This is a genomic window from Streptomyces sp. CA-250714 (genome assembly GCF_050936705.1).
Taxonomy (GTDB): Bacteria; Actinomycetota; Actinomycetes; order Streptomycetales; family Streptomycetaceae; genus Streptomyces.
Map to the genome: position 1 here is coordinate 1,113,911 of NZ_JBNJMI010000001.1, position 17,949 is coordinate 1,131,859.

Below are 17,949 nucleotides of genomic sequence, written 5' to 3' on the forward strand. Positions count from 1 at the left end.
GCAGCCTGCGGACGTCAGACAGGGGCACCCCCTGCCCAGAGCAACGGAAGGGGCCAAGCAGGACCCGCGGGGCAAGCCAAAGGGCCACTCCTACGGGTGTCTCCCGGGCGATCCGGCGAATGCCGGGACGGTGCGGGCGCTTTGATCAGTGACGGGTGGTGGGGCTGAGCCCCACCACCCGTCACTGTCCGCACTCCCGAAAGGCACCCCGTGCACGAAGCACCCCCACGCCCTCGCACCCGCCTGCGCCCGCGCAGCCCCCGCAGCCCCCGCCGACGTCTCGCCCTCGCCGGCGCGAGCACGCTCCTTCTACTGGTACCGGCCCTCTCGGCTGCCGCTGACGGCCCGTCAGGGCCCGGCGGAACGACGCCCGTCCAACTCCTCGCCGTCAACGATCTGCACGGCAATCTGGATGCCGTACCGGGCCCCGCCGGGGCCGTCCACCGGACCGGTGCGGGCGGCGAGCCGGAGCAGGTGCAGGCCGGCGGGGTCTCGCGGCTGGCCACCCTGCTGGACCGGGCACGGAAGAGCGCGAAGGGCGCTGACTCGCTGACCGTCGCCGCCGGTGACATGATCGGCGGCAGCCCGCTGCTGTCGGCCGCGTTCCACGACGAGCCGACCGTCGAAGCGCTGGAGACACTGGGCCTGGACGTCACGGCGGTCGGCAACCACGAGTTCGACGAGGGGCCGGACGAGCTGCGCCGGATGGCCACCGGCGGCTGTCACCCGAAGGACGGCTGCGCCGACCCCGACCGGCCCTACGACGGCGCCGACTTCCCCTACCTCGCGGCGAACGTGCTGCCCCGTACCCCGGAACAGTCCCGGAAGGCGGCGCCCGAGCGGAGGCCGATCCTCCCGCCGTACTGGATCAAGAAGCTGCCGGGCGGGGAGCGCATCGGGTTCATCGGGCTGACCACCAAGGACACCCCGTCGGTGGTGAGCGCCTCGATGACCAAGGACCTGGTCTTCGAGGACGAGGTCGAGACCATCGACCGGTACGCGGACGAACTGGACCGCAAGGGCGTCAAGGCGGTGGTGGCGCTCGTGCACGAGGGTGCCCAGCCGCCCGCCAGAACGTACGACGCCACCTGCGGCAGGAACGGTGCCCCGGAGCGGCTCGACGGGCGTATCCAGGGAATCGCCGAGCAGGCGTCGCCGAAGGTGGACCTGTTCGTGACCGGGCACTCGCACGAGCCGTACGTATGCAGCGTCAAGGACCCGGCGGGGCAACCGCGGCTGGTGACACAGTCGGCGTCGTTCGGCCGCACCTTCACCGACCTGCGCTTCGACCTCGACCGGGAGAGCGGTGAGCTGGTGCGCTCCTCGGCCCGCGCCCGGGCCCACATCGTCGCCACGGACACCCCCAAGCAGCCGCGCGTGGACCGCGTCATCGAGAAGTGGCGGGCCCGCTCCGCCGATTTGGCGAACGAACCGGTCGGCTACATCTCCGCCGACATCCCCGGCCGGGGCGCCCCGGATCCGGAGACCCCGCTCGGCGATCTGATCACCGACGCCCAGGTGGCGGCCACCCGGGAAGCGGGTGCCGAGCTGGCACTGCTCAACTGGGGCGGGGTGCGCTCCGATCTGACCTACCGCGCCTCCGGCAAGGAGGGCGACGGTGTGGTGACGTACGGCGAAGCCTTCCAGGCGCAGCCCTTCGACAACCCGCTGGTGACGATGACGCTCTCCGGGAAGCAGCTGCTGGCTGTGTTGCGGCAGCAGTTCTCCGGCGACAACGAGGGCTATCCGCAGGTGTTGCAGATCTCCGACGAGCTGCGGTTCGACGCCGACATGGCACGCAAGGGCGCCGACCGGCTGCTGGCCGACACCGTACGGGTGAACGGCAAGCCGGTGGACGAGTCGCGCGGCTACCGGGTGACGGTCAACGACTTCCTCTCCCAGGGCGGCAACGGCTTCAGCGTGCTGAAAGAGGGGACGGACCAGAAGTCCGTCACCCGTGATCTGGCCGCGTTCACCGACTACCTCAAGAGCCACTCCTCTCCGGAGAAGCCGATCGCCCCGCCCAAGGCGGACCGCATCACTTGGCGCTGAGCGAGCGGCACCCCGCGGGGTTGCTGCACGGGGCTCCCGTGGCTGCTCCCCGGGGCTGCTCCGTAAAGCCCGCGAAAGCACGGCCGGGAGCGGAGTGCGGCCGGAAGGCCCCCTTTCGCTCCCGGCCGTTCGGGGATGTCCTGGATGTCGCAGACGCATATCCAGGAGGGAGTTCCCATGGAGACCACCGTGGGCGCGGGGGCCGCCGAGGCGGCGCAAGCAGCTGCCTGCGCCCGAGATGGCCCTGCGGCTGCGGCGGTTGGCGGAGCGGGCGGCCACCATGCGGCCGCGGCCCGTCGACTTCGCCGCACTCCGGTGGTAGCGCCCGGGCCGCGGCGGCAGCGCCCCGCTACGGTAGGGGCATCCGCCGCGCCCCTCGCGGCAGGTCCGTCCCCCGCGAGGAGCCCGCACCGTGAGAGCCGCACGTCTGGTCACCGACGTCCTCCAGCCCCGCAACGCGCTGCTCGTGGGGCTGACCGGGCTGGGCGTGGCGGCGGCGGGGAACTGGACGGGTATTCCCTGGGGGCTGTTCGCCGCGCTGTGCGCGGGCATCGTGCCGGCCTCGTACATCGAGTGGGAGCGCAGGCGGGGCACCTGGGGCGACCGGCATGTGGTCGACCGTACCCAGCGGCTGCCGATCTTTCTGGTGATCCTCGGCTCGGTGGGGCTGGGGGCGCTGGTGATGGTGCTGGGCCATGCCCCGCGGGACATTCTGATCGCGATGCTGGCGCTGTGGGCGATGACGGTGTGTCTGCTGGCGGTGAACACCGTCTGGAAGATCAGCGTGGACTCGGCGGTGGCCGCGGCCGTGGTGGCGATGCCGACCGTGGCGCACTCGCCGTGGTGGCTGCTGGCCGGGCCGCTGGTGGTGGCCGTGTGCTGGTCGCGGACAGCGCTGGCGTACCACACGGTGGCGCAGACGGCCGCGGGTGCCGGACTCGGTGTGGTCACCGCGGGCGCCTGGCTGGCGTGAGGGCGCGGCACGCGACAGAGCCGGGCATCGCCTGTAAGGGTTACCTGTGGTGACCGCACGCCAGAGGTGACCCACGCAACAGGCGGCGGGGTGGTTCCGTTTCTCCCGTCCGTTGACCGCTTGGCCGATCCCCCGAGGTGCGTCATGGCTCTCGCCCCCGTCACACCGTCACTGTCCCGGGCCGAGCTGCGCGGAGTCTTCGAGAAGGGCACCGACGCGACCGGTGCCGCCGGTACGGGGCAGGCTGCCGGTGGCGCCCGGGAGCTGGTCGGTATCGAGGTGGAGACGGCCGCGCTGGATCCCGGGACCGGTGCCGCCGTGCCGTACGAGGGGCCGCGCGGGGTCCGCGCCCTGTTGGAGCACCTTGTCGCCGAGCGGCCGGGAGCCGTGCCCCAGTACGACTGCTCGGCGCTGGTGGCGGTGCGGCTGCCGGAGGGCGGATCGGTCTCGCTGGAGCACGGGGGCGCCGTGGAGTATTCCTCGCCGCCGTGTTCCTGCGTTGCCGAGCTCGCCGAGCTGACGGACCGTACGCTGCGCGGACTGGCCGCGGCAGCACGACGGTTCGGCTTCGCGCTGGTGCCGGGGGCGCAGTACCCGTTCACCGGGCCCGCCGAGGTGCGGTGGGTGCCGCACTCGCGGACCCCGCTGATGCGGCGCCACTTCGAGAGTCTGGGGAAGCGGGGCGCGGGAGGGGTGCAGGTGATGTCGCTGGCCCTCTCGACGCAGGTCTCCCTCGACTACACCTCGCCCGAGGACCTGCGGGAGAAGCTGCGGCTGCTTGCCGCCGCCTCCACACCGGCGGCCGCGCTGTTCGTCAACGCGCCGTTGGAGGGGGGCCGCCCGTGCGGGCAGCTGTCCCGGCGGATGGACTACCTCAGCCGCACCGATCCGGCCCGCACCAGCGTCATCCCGATGATGCTGCGAGAGGACGTGGACGCGGAGATGTTCATCGACTGGGCGCTGAACCTTCCGATGATCCACCGTGCGGCCCCGGGCGGCGGCCGGTGTGCGGCGCCCCGGGTGCCGTTCGGCACGCTGCTGCGGCAGGGCTTCGGGGACGGGAGCAGGCCACGGTTCGCCGACTGGCGCTCGCACCTGTCGCAGATCTTCTCCGATGTGCGGCTGCGCGAGACGCTGGAGCTGCGCGCCGTGGACGGCCCGCCCTTCGGCGCCCTCTGCGCGGTGCCCGCCTTCTGGACCGGGCTCAGCTACCACCCGCCGTCCCGCTCGGCGGCCTGGGAACTGCTGCGCGGTATCGGCCCGGACGAGCACCGGGCCGCGCTCCGCGACATCGCCTGCCGCGGCCTGGCCGCCGAGCTGGCCGGCCGCCCGGTGCGGGAGGTGGCGGCCGAGCTGCTGCGGCTGAGCGAGGCCGGCCTGCGGGCCCGTGTCGCCGCAGGCGCCGAACGCCAGGAAGCCGTGGACTTCCTGGCGCCGCTGCACGAGATCGCCGAGTCGGGCGTCACGTTCGCGCAACGCACGCTCGACCGGCTGGGCGAGGACCCGTCCACTTTCCCGGCCCGCCACATCGCCCGGCACCGCATCCCCTGAGCGTCCCGCGCCCCGTCAGGGGCGCGGGGAACTGCGCGACAAGCCACAACGCACCCGCAGCCTGCGGACGACAGGCAGGGGCACCCCCTCATCAGCCGCTACACGACACCCTGACTCCGCATCGCCTCGGCCACCCGCTGGAAGCCCGCCGCGTTGGCGCCCAGAACATAATCGTCGGGGCTGCCGAACTCCTCGGCGGCAGTAACACAGTCGGTGTGGATCGACCGCATCACGGCGGCCAGCCGGGACTCGGTCTCCTTGAACGTCCACGCCTCGCGGGCCGCGTTCTGCCGCATCTCCAACGCGGAGGTGGCCACGCCACCCGCGTTCGCTGCCTTGCCCGGGCCGTAGCGGACGCCTGCCTCGCGCAGCACGCCGACGGCGTCGGGAGTGCAGGGCATGTTGGCGCCCTCGGCGACGACCTTGACCCCGTTCTTGACGAGGCGGACGGCGTGCTCCTCGTGGAGTTCGTTCTGCGTCGCGCACGGCAGGGCGATGTCGCACGGTACGTCGTAGACGGAGCCACGGGTGCTGAACCGGGCGCCGGCGCGTGCCTCGGCGTAGGTGTCCAGCCGGCCGCGGCGCTCCAGCTTGATCTCCTTGAGTAGTTCGAGGTCGAGGCCCGCCTCGTCGACGACGTAGCCGGAGGAGTCGGAGCAGGCGATGACCTGGGCGCCGAGTGCCTGGGCCTTCTCGATGGCGAAGAGGGAGACATTGCCGGATCCGGACAGCACGACGCGGTGCCCGGCGAGTTCCTCGCCGCGGGTGGCGAGCATTTCGCGGACGAAATGGACCGTGCCGTAACCGGTGGCCTCCGTACGCGCGTGTGAGCCGCCCCAGCCGATGCCCTTGCCGGTGAGCACGCCCGCCTCGTAGCGGTTGGTCAGCCTCTTGTACTGGCCGAACAGGAAGCCGATCTCCCGGGAGCCGACGCCGATGTCGCCCGCGGGCACATCGGTGTGTTCGCCGAGGTGGCGGTGCAGCTCCGTCATGAAGGACTGGCAGAAGCGCATGACCTCCGCGTCGCTGCGGCCCTTGGGGTCGAAGTCGGCGCCGCCCTTGCCCGCGCCGATACCGAGCCCGGTCAGCGCGTTCTTGAAGATCTGCTCGAAGGCGAGGAACTTCACGGTGCCCAGCCCCAGCTGCGGCACGAAGCGCAGGCCGCCCTTGTAGGGGCCCAGCGCGCTGCTGAACTCCACCCGGAAGCCGCGGTTGACGTGCACCTCGCCCGCGTCGTCGGTCCACGGCACCCGGAAGAGCACCTGCCGTTCGGGCTCCACCAGCCGCTCCACCAGCTTCGGCTCGGCGTACTCGGGGCGCTTGCGCAGCACCGGCTCCAGGCTGTGCAGCACCTCCCGCACGGCCTGGTGGAACTCGGGCTCTCCAGGGTTGCGGCGCAGAACGTCGGCGTACACCGCTTCGATACGGCTGCTGGCATCCACGGACATCATCCTCGTCACTCGCACGGCCGCCCGTGCCCTGCCGGGGACAGGCTGGTCACGAGAGTACGTTCGGCCGCCACGAGTCCGGCTCGTGAGTGGCGAGAAACACCCTCGCGGGTGGGGTGCCTGTGCGACCGGTTGCTCCCAGGGCGCCGATTACCCGGCGAGCCGCACCGCATTCTCCAGCAGCAGCGCGTGTACGAACGCCTGGGGCAGATTGCCGCGCAGTTGGCGTTGTTCGACGTCGAACTCCTCGGCGTACAGCGCCGGTGGGCCGTAGGCGGCGCGGTTGCGCTCGAACCAGCGATAGGCGGCCGGGCGGTCACCGAGATGGTGGCTGACCAGGGACATCATGAAACCGCACAGCAGGAAGGCGCCCTCGGCCTCGGCGAGGGGGCGGCCGTCGTGGCGGAAGCGGTAGACGTAGCCGTCCTCGGCGAGCTCCCGCTCTACGGCCGCGACCGTACGCGCGGTGCTCGGATCGTCCCCGGCCAGACAGCCGCGGGCCAGCGGCAGCAGGAGACCGGCGTCCACCTTCGGGTCGTCGGCGGCGCGGGCCCACGCTCCGTCGGGGCGCAGGCAACGGGCGCGGGTTTCCGCCAGCACCGCTTCGGCCAGCGCGCGGGGGCGCTCGGCCGCGCGCCCGGGCAGCTGCGCGGCCAGGGCGCGCAGTCCGGTCACCACACTGAGCCGCGAGTGCGTCCACCAGCGCTCCTCCAGCTCCCACAACCCTGCCTCGGGGCGCTGCCAGTTGCGCTCGACGGCGGTGACGGCGACATCGGCGGCGCGCCTCACATCCCGGTTCTCCAGGTGCCCGTGGCGGGCTGCCGCCGCGTACAGCTGGAGCACCTCGCCGAAGGTGTCGAGCTGGAACTGCCGGCCCGCCTGGTTGCCCACCCGGTCGCTGCCGCCGGGATAGCCGGGCAGTCCCAGGCTCCGCCCGGCGGGGACGGGCTCACCGGTGACGGTGTAGGCGGGGCGCAGCGCGTCGCCGTCCTCCAGGACTCGCGCGGTGACGAAGTCACAGGCGCTGTCCAGCAGCGGGTGCGGCCCGTGCGCTGCGACGGCGATACCCGCGTAGGACTGGTCGCGGAGCCAGGCGTAGCGGTAGTCGTAGTTGCGGCCCTCACCTGCGTGTTCGGGCAGCGAGGTAGTGGCCGCCGCCACCATCCCGCCCGCGCCGCTGGTCAGCCCGTGCAGTACGGCGTACGCCTGCCGGGCGTCCCGTGGGGCGAGCAGGCTGTCGCAGTCGGGAACCGTCTGCCGCCAGCGGCGCCGGGTCTCCTCCCACAGCCCGCGCGGCTCCAGGCTGCCGGTGCTCGCGGCACGTTCGGTGGCGATCTCCAGGACGAGGTCCCGCCGCTCGCCCTCCCGCAGCGTGAACGCGCCGCGCAGCGCGCCGTCCGCGTCCGGGCCCGCCTCCGGGGCGCCGCACCAGCGCACCCGCAGTCCGCCGCCGGAGGCCGTCCACACCGGTGCCGCGTCGTCGGGTCCTGCCCACTGCTCGGACCGCTGCCAGCCGCCCGGCGCCGAGTGGCCGAAGCCGGGGCGCGGGTCGAGCACCAGCCGCACGCCCGCGCCGGAGGACGGGGCACGCTCGACGCTCACCTGGCGGAGCAGCACGAGCCGTTCGGGGTCGGAGGGCAGGGCGAGCGCCTCTCGTGTGATGAGTACGGCCTGCGACGTCACCCACCGGCTGACCCGCACCAGGGTGCCGTTCTCGTAGAAGCCGCCGCTGACCTGCCAGTTGTCGGCAGGCCGTACGGTGTAGTGCCCGGCGCCGCCGATGAGTTGCGAGAACACCGCGTCACTGTCCCAGCGCGGCGCGCACAGCCACACCAGTTCGCCGCGCGGCGAGATGAGCGCGCCGCGTTCGCCGTCGCCGAGAAAGGCGTACTCCCGCAGCGCCCAGGGCTCCATGCCGTCGATGCCATCCGACCGAGCAGCCATGCCCACGACCCTAAGCCGTGCCCGGCGGATTCTGCGTCCCCGGGCGCCCCGTCAGGGGCGCGGGGAACTGCTCCCCTGGGGGCACCTCCTCCCCGGAACAACGGAGAAGGCCGACCGCAGGTGCCCGTGTGCACGCCGCGACACCGGGTACTCGGCGACGCCCACCGGCGGCAGCCGAAGCGCGCCGCCCGTTCGGAAGGAGGACGGCGATGACACAACGGGTCCGCGACGTCATGACCCCCGCACCGGTCGCGGTCGGCACTCTCACCGGCGTCTGCGAAGTCGCACAGCGCATGCGCGACGAGGACATCGGCGCCGTACTGGTGACGGAGCGCGACGAGCTCCGCGGTCTGGTCACCGACCGCGATCTGACGGTCCGGGTACTGGCCGAGGGCAGGGAGCCCCTCCACACGACGGTCCGCGAGGTCTGCAGCCCGCACCTGGTGACGGTCTCCCCCGATGACACGACCGACCGGGCCGCCGACCTCATGCGCCGCCACGCGCTACGGCGGCTGCCGGTAGTCGACGGGACCGAGGCGGTAGGCGTCGTGGCGCTGGGCGACCTGGCGGTCGAGCGAGCCCCCGGCTCACCCCTGAGCGCGATCAGCACCGCCGCCGCGAACACCTGAGGGGTCCGCCGCCGCGCCGGGCCGCCGCGACATCGCCCAGGTACGCGGCCCGCTGTCCGGGAGGACGAGCTCGGCGGTGACGGTGAAGCCGAGCCGCTCGTAGAACGCCACGTTCCGCTCGGCGGAGGTTTCCAGGAACGCGGGCTGACCGGCCCGGTCGGCCGCGTCCAGACCGGCGCGTACGACGGCGCTGCCGAGGCCGCTGCCCTGTGCTTCCGGGTCGACACCGACCGTGGCGAGGAACCATGTGGGCTCGGTGGGGCGGTACGGCGTCAGCGCACGCTCCGCGGATTCGAAGGCGGAGGCACGGTCACCGGCCAGCTCCCCGAGCAGCGGGCCGATCTCCTCGAACGCGGGTGACGGGTCGCGCTCGGGCGTCGTCCACACCGCTACGGCCCGCCCACCGTCCGCCACCCATACCCGCCCGTACGGTATGCCGACCCGGGTCAGGAACAGCTCCTGGAAGCGGGCGATGCGCTCCTGGTGGCCGTCGGCGGCGACGACGTGGCGGGTGAAGGCGTAGTCCGCGAACGCGCGCGCAAGAGTACGGAGCGCGACGGGGACGTCCTCAGGAACGGCGGGGCGAACCCCTGCGGCGGGGCACGCCGCGGCGTTCGGTTCGGTCATGGGCACTCCTTGATACGGGTACGCGGGGACCGTCGGAACGGGTCGTAGCACTGAAACGATCAAGAGAATGCGAAGGTGCCCGGCTCCGCTTGGTGTGACCGGGCGGATGGGTGTTCCCTGGAAAGAAGGAATGTCCCGAATACGGTGGACAGCCCTGAAAAGCACCACAAAGACCAAAGCCAAGCACCACAAAGACCAAGCCCCGCAAAATCCTGAACGCCCCTACCTGAGGTGAGGAGCAGGACATGTCCAAGCGCCAACCGGACCAGGCAGGAAGCGAACCCGACCAGATCCGTGGGCCCGAGGAGCGCCGGATCCACGGCGGTATGCCCGAGAAGCCCGATGACGAGGAGCTGGCCAGGCGCACGGAGCAGGAGCGGGTCGACGCCGGAGTGGACGACTACGACCCCGAGGACGTACCGCCCGCGACGGAATCCTGAAGACCCCGAGGGCCGGCCCACGGCCGGCCCCCAGCGTTGAGAGGCCGCAGCCATGCCAATCGCCACGGTGAACCCCGCTGACGGCGAGACCCTCAAGACGTTCGACCCGCTGTCCGCCGAGGAGATCGAACAGCGCCTCGCGGACGCCGACGCCGCCTTCCGCAGCTACCGCACCACCACCTTCGAGGAGCGGGCCCGGCTGCTGAACGCCGCGGCCGATCTCCTGGAGCGGGAGGCGAGCGGCGTCGCGCGCGTCATCACGACGGAGATGGGCAAGACACTGGCCGCCGCGGAGGCGGAGGCCGCCAAGTGCGTCAAGGCGATGCGCTGGTACGCCAGGAACGCCGAGGCGCTGCTGGCGCCCGAGTACCCGGCCGCCGAGGACGTGGCGGACTCGGGCGCCGTACGGGCCAGGGTGCGCTACCGCCCGCTGGGACCCGTACTGGCCGTGATGCCCTGGAACTTCCCGCTCTGGCAGGTCATCAGGTTCGCGGCGCCCGCGCTGATGGCGGGCAACGTGGGACTGCTCAAGCACGCCTCGAACGTGCCGCAGACCGCGCTCTACCTGGGCGATCTCTTTCACCGGGCGGGCTTCGCACCGGGGTGCTTCCAGACGCTGCTGGTGTCCTCCGGTGCCATCGAGTCGGTGCTGCGCGATCCGCGCGTGGTCGCGGCGACCCTCACGGGCAGCGAGGGCGCGGGCCGCTCGGTCGCCTCGGTGGCCGGCGACGAGGTCAAGAAGACCGTACTGGAGCTCGGCGGCAGCGACCCCTACATCGTGATGCCCTCGGCCGACATCGACGCCGCGGCCCGTACGGCGGTGACCGCGCGCGTGCAGAACAACGGCCAGTCGTGCATCGCCGCCAAGCGCTTCATCGTCCACACCGACGTCTACGACGCGTTCGCCGAGCGGTTCACGGCGGGCATGCAGGGGCTGACCGTCGGCGATCCCATGGAGCCGGGGACGGATGTCGGCCCGCTCTCCGGCAAGCAGGGCCGGGACGACCTGGAGGAGCTGGTCACCGACGCGTTCACGCAGGGCGCGCAGGCGCTGTGCGGAGGCCGCCGGCCGGAAGGGCTGGACCGGGGCTTCTACTACGAGCCGACGGTCCTCACCGGCGTCACCGAGCAGATGCGCATCCACCGCGAGGAGGCGTTCGGCCCGGTGGCCTCGCTCTATCGGGTACGGGACGTGGACGAGGCCATCGAGCTGGCCAACGACTCCCCGTTCGGGCTCAGTTCCAACGTGTGGACGCAGGACGAGTGCGAGACGGACCGCTTCGCCCAGGATCTGGAGGCCGGCGGCATCTACTTCAACGGTATGACCGCCTCGCATCCCGCCCTGCCGTTCGGCGGCGTCAAGCGCTCCGGCTACGGGCGGGAGCTGTCCGGGCACGGCATCCGCGAGTTCTGCAACGCGACGACGGTCTGGCGCGCCTGACACCTGGCGTTCTCGGGTGGCCCGAATTCTCGGGTGGTCAGTTCCGGGTCACCGCCCGGTTGACGCCTGTCACGAATGTGGTGGCCAGCACCCAGCCCGCCACGATGAGCAGATACGCCAGCCACTGGTACCCGCCCTGCGGGGCGTACGCCTTCTCCTGGCCGAAGTCGATGATGGGCAGCAGCAGGTCGAGGGCGTAGGCGAAGGGGTTGAAGTCGGGCGCCTCGCCGGCCTTGAGCGGACGCGGCGGGTGCAGTCCGTACGCGAGCGCCCCCAGCAGGAGCAGCCCGGCCAGCCACCCGGCAGCCCGCATGGGGCGGAAGCCGTAGCCGACGGTCACGTCTTGGAGGTACCCCCACAGTCGCCCGTGCGGGGACAGCGTCGCGCGGAGCCTGCGCTGCTTGGCGAGCTGCACGGTGCGGGCCGCTGCGTCGTCGCCGATGTGCCGGTAGGCAGCGGTCAACTGTTCGTAGGCGAAGGGTACGTAGCCGTCCCCGTCGCGGGTGAGCACCTGAAGCCGCTCGGCGGCGGGCAGAGTTGGCGCGAGGGTGGTGTAGATGAGTCCGTCGAGACGTACCTCGTCGGGCCACACCTCCGGCTCAATGCGCAGCATGTCGAGACGGGACCGGCGAAGGCTGACGATGCCCTCGACAGGAACGGCCTCGCGCAGCCAGAGCTCCCCAACCGTGCAGCTGCTGGCCCGCAGGGCGACGCCGCCGGGGTTGGAGAGCCGCGCCCGGTTGAGGTCGAGCTGGCCCGGAACGGTGGCCCCGCGCAGGTTGACCCGGCCCTCGGCACGCAGCCGCCTGGCTCGCAGGTCGGTACCGACGGTGAGAGTCTCCGCCTGGAGCGCGGTGTTGTCCGGGTGGCCCGGGTGCAGGAAGCGGGCGTTGTCGAGCCGGATGTAGCCCGTCACCGTCATACCGTCCAGCCGCGCGAGCCCATGGACGGTCAGCCTGGCGGCGCGCAGGTCCTCGCCGATGGTGGCGTGGTCCAGTCGCAGAGCTGCCCCGCTCTCCCCGGGGCTCTGCTGTCCCGGCTCCGCCCCCAGCACGGCACGGTCGAGGAAGAGCGCACCCCCGATGCGCGCTCCGCCCAGCTTCACCGACCCCGGAACGCGGCAGTCGTTGAGCCGCAGCGCCCCCTCCACCCGCAGCGTGGTCGCCCACAGTTCCGGCATCCGGCAGCCGCGCAGGGTGAGCTGCCGGAACTCTGCGCCATAGAGCACAACTCCCCGGTCGAAGTCGCAGTCCCGCAGGGACACCGGGACGGTGACGACGCCGGAGTGGAGGTCGAGTTCGCCGGTGACCCGCGCACCTGTCAGCCGCAGCGCCGGTATCTCCCCGTCCACCTCCGGCACGGTCAGCATCAGCGAGCGCAGCACCCGCGCCCGCACCGCCCGGTCGTCGTCCGCCGAGAGGTCCACTTCCTCGCCCCGCGGAAACGCGGCCCACACCTGCCGTTCGGGCGCCGTCAGTTCGTTGATCTCCACACGCGGGACTCTTCACGCAGGCCGCGAACACGTCAACTCCGGGCCGTCGTGGCCGGGTCGGGCATTACCCCGCGCGTAATCGACCGGGGGCCGGTGCGGCGGCATTGTCGTGGCATCGCCGCCGGACAAGACCTGCGGGAGCCCACCCGAGTGAGGGGACGTACGCCATGAATCGCTACGAGGCCGCTGTCGAGCGCTACTTCGCCGCCTGGAACGCGCCGGACGCCGAGAGCCGCGCCAAGGCCGTCGCCGCGGCGTGGACCGAGGACGGCAGCTACACCGACCCGCTGGCGCAGGTGTCGGGCCACGACGAGTTGGCTGCCGCGATCGGGGCGGCGCGGGAGCAGTTCCCCGGCTGCGAGTTCCGGCTCACCGGCACGGTCGACGGGCACCACGACATCGCCCGCTTCTCCTGGGACCTGGTCGTCACGGCGGACGGCTCCTCGCCCGCCGCGGGCTCCGATGTGCTCACCTTGGCCGACGACGGCCGGATCACCGCGGTCCAGGGCTTCCTGGACCGCGTCCCCAACGCCTGACCCGCGCCCCGTCAGGGGCGCGAGGAACTGCGCGACCAGCCACACACAACCCGCAGACGCGCAACCACCGCACCAACCGAGCCGGCCGCGCAACGCGCGCAACACAGCTCGGATGGTGCGGACCGCCGGCGACGCACCCGCCGCCGTCGTCACGCGCGCAGTTCCCCGCGCCCCCGGAGGGGTGCCCCCTCGTGTCAGGGGCGGTGGCCGGATGGGACCTCTTCGGCGGCAGGGACGGGCGGCGGTGGGGTGCCGTCGCCGAAGGGGCGGCCGCCGAGTTGTTCGCGGTGGTGGGGGGTCAGCCAGCCGGACAGATCGGGCCCGGCGGGCACGATCGAGGTGGGGTTGATGCCGGTGTGCACGACGTAGTAATGCCGCTTGATGTGGTCGAAGTCGACCGTGTCGCCGAACCCCGGCGTCTGGTACAGGTCCCGCACGTACGCCCACAGCACCGGGTCCTGCTCCAGCTTGTTGCGGTTGCACTTGAAGTGGCCGTGGTAGACGGCGTCGAACCGCACCAGCGTGGTGAACAGCCGGATGTCCGCCTCGGTGAGGGTGTCGCCCACCAGGTAGCGCCGGTCCCGCAGCCGCTCCGACACCAGGTCCAGCCGGCGGAAGACGTCCGCGTACGCGGTCTCGTAGTCCTGCTGCGTGGTGGCGAAACCGGCCCGGTAGACGCCGTTGTTGACGTCCCGGTAGATGCCCTCGGCCACCTCGTCGATCTCGTCGCGCAGCGCCTCCGGGTAGAGGTCCGGCGCGCCCGGCCGGTGCAGTTCCCGCCACTCCGTGGCCAGATCGAGGGTGATCTGCTGGAAGTCGTTGGTGACCAGCTTGCCGCTGGGCACGTCAACGATGGCGGGCACGCTGACCCCGCCCGGATAGTCCGTCTCCCGCTTGTCGTACGCCTCGTGCAGAAAGTGGATGCCGAGCACCGGGTCGCGGCCGTCGGGGTCGAGGGTGAAGCGCCAACTGCGGTCGTCCTGGATCGGGTCGGTGACGGCCAGCGAGAGCGCGCTCTCCAGCCCCAGCAGTCGCCGCGAGACCAGGGCGCGGCTGGCCCACGGGCAGGCGCGGCTGACGACGAGCCGGTAGCGGCCCGCCTCGACGGGCCAGCCGTCCCGGCCGTCGGCCGTGATCCGGTCGGCGAAGTGGCTCTTGGACCTCTTGAACGCCTTCCGGCCGTACTCGGTGTTCCCGGCGCCGTCGCCGGCCTCAGCGGTGCTCATTCCGGTCTCCTTCTCGCAGGTCGGGGCGGAGTCGTCACTCGCCCGAGCGCATCCCATCACTCCGACACGGTCCGTGCCGAGTATCGACGCGTGAGCGGATGAACCGAACGCCCGGCATGACCGCGGGACGAGCTCAGCCGGCCAGGAAGTCCCGCACCACCGGAGCCAGGTCCTCCGGGGGCACCTGGTGGAAGGCGCCGGGCACGGCGCGGTGTTCACCGTACGGCAGGGCCCGGGCGGTCGCGCGGGCCGCGTCCTGGAGTACCGGCGTGCTGGCGTCGCTGGACAGCACGAGGGTCGGGACGCGCACCGCGGCCAGCGTTTCGGTCGGCAGCGTCCCGTCGCCGAGCAGCGTGGTGTCGTAGGAGAGCGTGTGGGCGATCTTCGTCATGTCGTCCCATGCCGGGGACCGGCGGGCGCCTTCAACGGCCTGCGGGGGCAGCCCGATGATCTCCGCCATGAAGTGCGCGACCGCCTGGGAGCGCTCGCCCTGCCCGATGAGCTCGATCAGCCGGGCCACCCGGACCGGGTCCTGAAGCTCCCCAGCGGCGCCGGTGAAGGGCGGTTCGAAGAGGACGAGTCTGCTGAGCGCGGCCCCGGCGTGTGCCGCCGCCTCGAGGACGACGAGGCCGCCGGAGGACATCCCGAACGCGAACACCTCTCCCGCGCCGAGCGCCGCGGCGACGGCGGCCAGGTCCTCGCCCTCACGCGCGGGCGCGTAGGGCTCGGTGTCGCCGCTGTCGCCCCTCCCCCGCCGGTCGTACACCACTCCGGAAAGGCCCAGGCCCGCGAGCTGGCGGGCGAGCGGCACGCCCGCGGTGCGGGTGGTGAGCGCCCCGCCCGCCAGGACGACGGGCGGGCCGTCGCCGAACTGCTCGTAGGCGAGCTTCGTGCCGTCGAGGGAAGTGGTGAAGCGCACGGTCATGGCGGGCCCTTCCTGGCTGTGGTGTTGTGCTGAGACTTCTACCAGCAGCCAGTGACAACCCGGGCGAAACGCGGCGCGGCCCGCGGCCGGTTCAGTCCTCGGGCGGCGGAGGCGGCGTGGGGGCACCTGCGGGCGGCGGCAGCTTGGCGTAGCCGCGCGGGACGGTGGCCGTCGCGGCGCCCGCTGCGGGGGCCGCCGCGCCGGTACCGGGCTCGGCGGTTCCGGTACCGGTCGGCACGTCGGAGGGCGCGCCGGCGCCGACGGCGTCGGGCGGCAGCAGGGCGTCGCGGCGCGCTCCAGGGTCCCAGCCGGGTTCGACGACACGCTTCTGCACCAGGATGGCGCCCGCCAGCACCACGCCCCCGGTGGCGAGCATCAGTACGATGCCGCCGGTCTCGCCCACCTTTCCCGCGAAGCCGATGAGGGAGCCGAACCAGCCGAAGTCGGCGTCTCCGAAGGTGGTGTTCTCCTCCCCGAAGGCGCCCAGCACCTTCAGCAGCACGGCGGGCAGCAGGGTGATGAGTACGCCGTTGCAGAAGGAGCCGAGGACAGCGCCGCGCCTGCCCCCGGTCGCGTTGCCGTAGACGCCCGCCGCGCCGCCGGTGAAGAAGTGCGGCACCAGGCCCGGCAGCACGAGCGCGAGGCCGAACGCGGGGTTGAGCACCCAGGCCAGCAGGGCGAGGGTGCACAGCCCACCGACGAAGCTGGCCAGGAAGCCGACGAGCACCGCGTTCTGCGCGTACGGGAAGACGATGGGCGCGTCCAGTGCGGGCACGGCGCCGGGGACGACCTTCTGGGCTATGCCCTGGAAGGCGGGGACGAGTTCGCCGAGGATCGTCCGGACGCCGAAGAGGATGACGGCGACCGCGATGCCGAACTGGAGGCCCTGCATGATGGCCTGCATCAGATAGTCGCCGAGATCGGTGGCGGCTTGTCCGCCCTCGATGGCGAATGCCTTGAAGGCCGTCTTCTCACCGGCCTTGGCGACGTAGAGGACCGCCATGACCACGTAGATCAGCAGCATGGACAGCGCGGTGGCGACCATCGAGTCCCGCAGGAAGCGCAGCCCCTCGGGCAGCTTCATGTCCTCCGTACTGCGGCTGCGCTTGCCCACGAGCTGGCCGACAGCACCGGCCGTCACATAGCCCGCCGTTCCGAAGTGGCCGATGGCGATGCTGTTGTTGCCGGTGATGCGCTTGGTCCACGGGTGTGCGAAGGCGGGCATCGAGACGAGCAGAATGCCCAGCAGCACGCCGCCGACCGTCACCACGACCCACCCGGACAGCCCCGCCGTCGCCAGCACCATGGTCAGCAGCGTCGCCATGAACAGCATGTGGTGGCCCGTGAGGAAGACGTATCGCAACGGTGTGAACCGGGCCAGCAGCAGGCCGAGTCCGAAGCCGACGATCATCAGCCAGGCGACGCGCGCGCCGAACTTGGCCTGGGCGATTCCGACGATCGCCTCGTTGGTGGGGATCACCCCGTGCGCTCCGGTGGCGCCCTGGATCATCTCGCCCAGCGGCGCCAGCGAGCTGACGACGAGCCCCGCGCCCGCGCCGATCAGCAGAAAGCCCAGCGTCGCCTTGATGGCACCGCCGACGATCTGTCCCGCCGACTTCTTCAGCGCGATCAGGCCCGCCGCCGTGATGAGACCGATGAGATACGCGGGAACGCTCAGGATCTCGTTGACGAGGAACTTCGCGATCGTGACCAGCCAGTCCATGGCGCCTTCCGCTTCGTGCCGTGCTCGTGTGCTCAGTGTGCTCGTGCGAGGTGGTTGTGTCGTGGGGGTTCTGTCTAGGGAGGCGGGTTCAGGGGGTTCTGTCGTGGGGGGTCAGGGGCCTGCTGCGGGGCTGCGGTGCGCGGTTCACACGTCGTACGTCTCCCGCAGCGCCGCGTCGACCTCCTTCGCGCTGGTGAAGTCCTCCACGACCTTCACCGGGATGCCCACGTCACCGAGGGTCCTGGCGATCTCGCGCGAAGTGAGGATGGCCGCGGCCTCGGACGCCTTGCCCTTCGCCGAGATGGTGTCCGTGGCCTCGACGGTGATGTGCCGGTCCCAGCCCCAGCAGTCGAGGACCTGTTCCAGGGTGTTCTTGAGGAAGAGGCTGGTGCCGACGCCGTTGCCGCAGACGGTGAGGATCTTCTGCACGGCCGGTCCACTCGCCCGTACGGGCTGTTCGTCGTCGGGCTTCGGCTGCGCGATCAACCGGTGCAGCTCCTCGGGAGTGGCCGCGGTGCGCAGGGCCGCCTCGGTGTCCGGGTCGCCGAGCAGCCGGGCGAGGGCCGCCATGGCCGCCGTATGGGCGCCGGAGTCCGCTGCCGCCAGTGCGACGACCAGCGTGACCGGGTCGTTCGTCTCGTGCCCGAACGCGACGGGCTCGGCAAGCCGCACCCACGCCATGCCCGTACGCCGCACCGCGGGCGAGGGGCGGGCGTGCGCAAAGGCGAGACCGGGCGCGATGACGATGTACGGCCCGTTCTCCTCGACGTTGCGGATCATCTCGTCGGTGTACGCGTCGGTAGTGGTACCCCGCGTGACCAGCAGTTCGCCCGCCGCGCGCACGGCGGCGCGCCAGTCCGCCGCGGGTATGTCCAGCCGGATCGCCTCGCGGGGCAGCAGTTCGCTCAGTGACGCCATGCCCGGATCCTGACACGCCGCTCC

General features: G+C 72.0%; 15 protein-coding genes. 7 read left to right on the top strand and 8 right to left on the bottom strand.

All coding sequences use genetic code 11. From position 1 onward, the window contains the following. Nucleotides 1–210 precede the first annotated feature (210 nt). The 3 genes from ACQEU8_RS05055 (at nucleotide 211) to ACQEU8_RS05065 (ending at nucleotide 4,576) form a co-directional block, all read left to right on the top strand. Complete coding sequence (locus tag ACQEU8_RS05055; protein WP_433097228.1) at nucleotides 211–2,052, top strand: bifunctional metallophosphatase/5'-nucleotidase; 1,842 nt, start codon at nucleotides 211–213, stop codon at nucleotides 2,050–2,052. Nucleotides 2,053–2,464: 412 nt separating this feature from the next. Continuing rightward, nucleotides 2,465–3,025 (top strand): hypothetical protein, encoded by a 561-nt coding sequence (locus ACQEU8_RS05060; protein WP_433097230.1) that lies wholly within the window; start codon nucleotides 2,465–2,467, stop codon nucleotides 3,023–3,025. Between the two features lie 144 nt (nucleotides 3,026–3,169). After that, nucleotides 3,170–4,576 (top strand): glutamate-cysteine ligase family protein, encoded by a 1,407-nt coding sequence (locus ACQEU8_RS05065; RefSeq protein WP_433097232.1) that lies wholly within the window; start codon nucleotides 3,170–3,172, stop codon nucleotides 4,574–4,576. A 98-nt stretch (nucleotides 4,577–4,674) separates the two neighbouring features. On the opposite strand, the gene gdhA is transcribed toward ACQEU8_RS05065, so the two are convergent. Further along, complete coding sequence (gdhA, locus tag ACQEU8_RS05070) at nucleotides 4,675–6,027, bottom strand: NADP-specific glutamate dehydrogenase (RefSeq protein ID WP_433102153.1); 1,353 nt, start codon at nucleotides 6,025–6,027, stop codon at nucleotides 4,675–4,677. 147 nt (nucleotides 6,028–6,174) lie between these two features. Then, on the bottom strand, nucleotides 6,175–7,968 hold the full coding sequence (locus ACQEU8_RS05075; protein WP_433097234.1) for a glycoside hydrolase family 15 protein: 1,794 nt from the start codon (nucleotides 7,966–7,968) through the stop codon (nucleotides 6,175–6,177). Nucleotides 7,969–8,177: 209 nt separating this feature from the next. Here ACQEU8_RS05075 and ACQEU8_RS05080 point away from each other — a divergent pair, with 209 nt between their 5' ends. After that, entirely contained in the window at nucleotides 8,178–8,597 is a 420-nt protein-coding gene (locus ACQEU8_RS05080; protein ID WP_433097236.1) for a CBS domain-containing protein, read from the top strand. Here ACQEU8_RS05080 and ACQEU8_RS05085 read toward each other — a convergent pair. After that, nucleotides 8,556–9,224 carry a GNAT family N-acetyltransferase gene (locus tag ACQEU8_RS05085; protein ID WP_433097238.1) on the bottom strand — a complete coding sequence of 223 codons (669 nt, stop codon included), beginning with the start codon at nucleotides 9,222–9,224 and terminating at the stop codon, nucleotides 8,556–8,558. The two genes, ACQEU8_RS05080 and ACQEU8_RS05085, sit on opposite strands and share 42 nt — an antisense overlap. Before the next feature lie 245 nt (nucleotides 9,225–9,469). On the opposite strand from ACQEU8_RS05085, the gene ACQEU8_RS05090 reads away from it, so the two are divergent. Both ACQEU8_RS05090 and ACQEU8_RS05095 read left to right on the top strand, forming a co-directional pair. Beyond that, the gene (locus ACQEU8_RS05090) at nucleotides 9,470–9,664 is read left to right on the top strand and encodes a hypothetical protein (RefSeq protein ID WP_433097240.1); all 195 of its coding nucleotides are present in this window, start codon (nucleotides 9,470–9,472) and stop codon (nucleotides 9,662–9,664) included. Nucleotides 9,665–9,716: 52 nt separating this feature from the next. Next, nucleotides 9,717–11,105: an NADP-dependent succinic semialdehyde dehydrogenase gene (locus ACQEU8_RS05095; protein ID WP_433097242.1), complete on the top strand. Its 1,389-nt coding sequence runs from the start codon at nucleotides 9,717–9,719 to the stop codon at nucleotides 11,103–11,105. Between the two features lie 37 nt (nucleotides 11,106–11,142). Here the strand turns inward: ACQEU8_RS05095 and ACQEU8_RS05100 are convergent, their stop codons facing one another. Continuing rightward, complete coding sequence (locus ACQEU8_RS05100) at nucleotides 11,143–12,597, bottom strand: membrane-associated oxidoreductase (RefSeq protein ID WP_433097244.1); 1,455 nt, start codon at nucleotides 12,595–12,597, stop codon at nucleotides 11,143–11,145. A 167-nt stretch (nucleotides 12,598–12,764) separates the two neighbouring features. Here ACQEU8_RS05100 and ACQEU8_RS05105 point away from each other — a divergent pair, with 167 nt between their 5' ends. Beyond that, nucleotides 12,765–13,133 carry a nuclear transport factor 2 family protein gene (locus ACQEU8_RS05105; protein WP_433097246.1) on the top strand — a complete coding sequence of 123 codons (369 nt, stop codon included), beginning with the start codon at nucleotides 12,765–12,767 and terminating at the stop codon, nucleotides 13,131–13,133. A 194-nt stretch (nucleotides 13,134–13,327) separates the two neighbouring features. Here ACQEU8_RS05105 and ACQEU8_RS05110 read toward each other — a convergent pair whose 3' ends face one another. The 4 genes from ACQEU8_RS05110 to ACQEU8_RS05125 all read right to left on the bottom strand — a co-directional run bounded on the left by ACQEU8_RS05110 (nucleotide 13,328) and on the right by ACQEU8_RS05125 (nucleotide 17,925). After that, nucleotides 13,328–14,359 (bottom strand): glutathione S-transferase family protein, encoded by a 1,032-nt coding sequence (locus ACQEU8_RS05110; protein WP_433097248.1) that lies wholly within the window; start codon nucleotides 14,357–14,359, stop codon nucleotides 13,328–13,330. Nucleotides 14,360–14,492: 133 nt separating this feature from the next. Further along, nucleotides 14,493–15,284 (bottom strand): alpha/beta fold hydrolase, encoded by a 792-nt coding sequence (locus ACQEU8_RS05115; protein WP_433097250.1) that lies wholly within the window; start codon nucleotides 15,282–15,284, stop codon nucleotides 14,493–14,495. A gap of 91 nt (nucleotides 15,285–15,375) precedes the next feature. Beyond that, nucleotides 15,376–17,007: a PTS ascorbate transporter subunit IIC gene (locus ACQEU8_RS05120; RefSeq protein WP_433097252.1), complete on the bottom strand. Its 1,632-nt coding sequence runs from the start codon at nucleotides 17,005–17,007 to the stop codon at nucleotides 15,376–15,378. Between the two features lie 144 nt (nucleotides 17,008–17,151). Then, nucleotides 17,152–17,925: a PTS sugar transporter subunit IIA gene (locus ACQEU8_RS05125; RefSeq protein WP_433097254.1), complete on the bottom strand. Its 774-nt coding sequence runs from the start codon at nucleotides 17,923–17,925 to the stop codon at nucleotides 17,152–17,154. Nucleotides 17,926–17,949 lie beyond the last annotated feature (24 nt).

What these genes read in the sequence shown, in the direction of transcription:
- ACQEU8_RS05125 (WP_433097254.1), bottom strand. Translation starts at nt 17,925, where the DNA reads ATGGCGTCACTGAGCGAACTGCTGCCCCGCGAGGCGATCCGGCTGGAC.
- ACQEU8_RS05115 (WP_433097250.1), bottom strand. Translation starts at nt 15,284, where the DNA reads ATGACCGTGCGCTTCACCACTTCCCTCGACGGCACGAAGCTCGCCTAC.
- ACQEU8_RS05090 (WP_433097240.1), top strand. Translation starts at nt 9,470, where the DNA reads ATGTCCAAGCGCCAACCGGACCAGGCAGGAAGCGAACCCGACCAGATC.
- gdhA (WP_433102153.1), bottom strand. Translation starts at nt 6,027, where the DNA reads ATGATGTCCGTGGATGCCAGCAGCCGTATCGAAGCGGTGTACGCCGAC.
- ACQEU8_RS05105 (WP_433097246.1), top strand. Translation starts at nt 12,765, where the DNA reads ATGAATCGCTACGAGGCCGCTGTCGAGCGCTACTTCGCCGCCTGGAAC.
- ACQEU8_RS05075 (WP_433097234.1), bottom strand. Translation starts at nt 7,968, where the DNA reads ATGGCTGCTCGGTCGGATGGCATCGACGGCATGGAGCCCTGGGCGCTG.
- ACQEU8_RS05120 (WP_433097252.1), bottom strand. Translation starts at nt 17,007, where the DNA reads ATGGACTGGCTGGTCACGATCGCGAAGTTCCTCGTCAACGAGATCCTG.
- ACQEU8_RS05080 (WP_433097236.1), top strand. Translation starts at nt 8,178, where the DNA reads ATGACACAACGGGTCCGCGACGTCATGACCCCCGCACCGGTCGCGGTC.
- ACQEU8_RS05065 (WP_433097232.1), top strand. Translation starts at nt 3,170, where the DNA reads ATGGCTCTCGCCCCCGTCACACCGTCACTGTCCCGGGCCGAGCTGCGC.
- ACQEU8_RS05110 (WP_433097248.1), bottom strand. Translation starts at nt 14,359, where the DNA reads ATGAGCACCGCTGAGGCCGGCGACGGCGCCGGGAACACCGAGTACGGC.
- ACQEU8_RS05095 (WP_433097242.1), top strand. Translation starts at nt 9,717, where the DNA reads ATGCCAATCGCCACGGTGAACCCCGCTGACGGCGAGACCCTCAAGACG.
- ACQEU8_RS05085 (WP_433097238.1), bottom strand. Translation starts at nt 9,224, where the DNA reads ATGACCGAACCGAACGCCGCGGCGTGCCCCGCCGCAGGGGTTCGCCCC.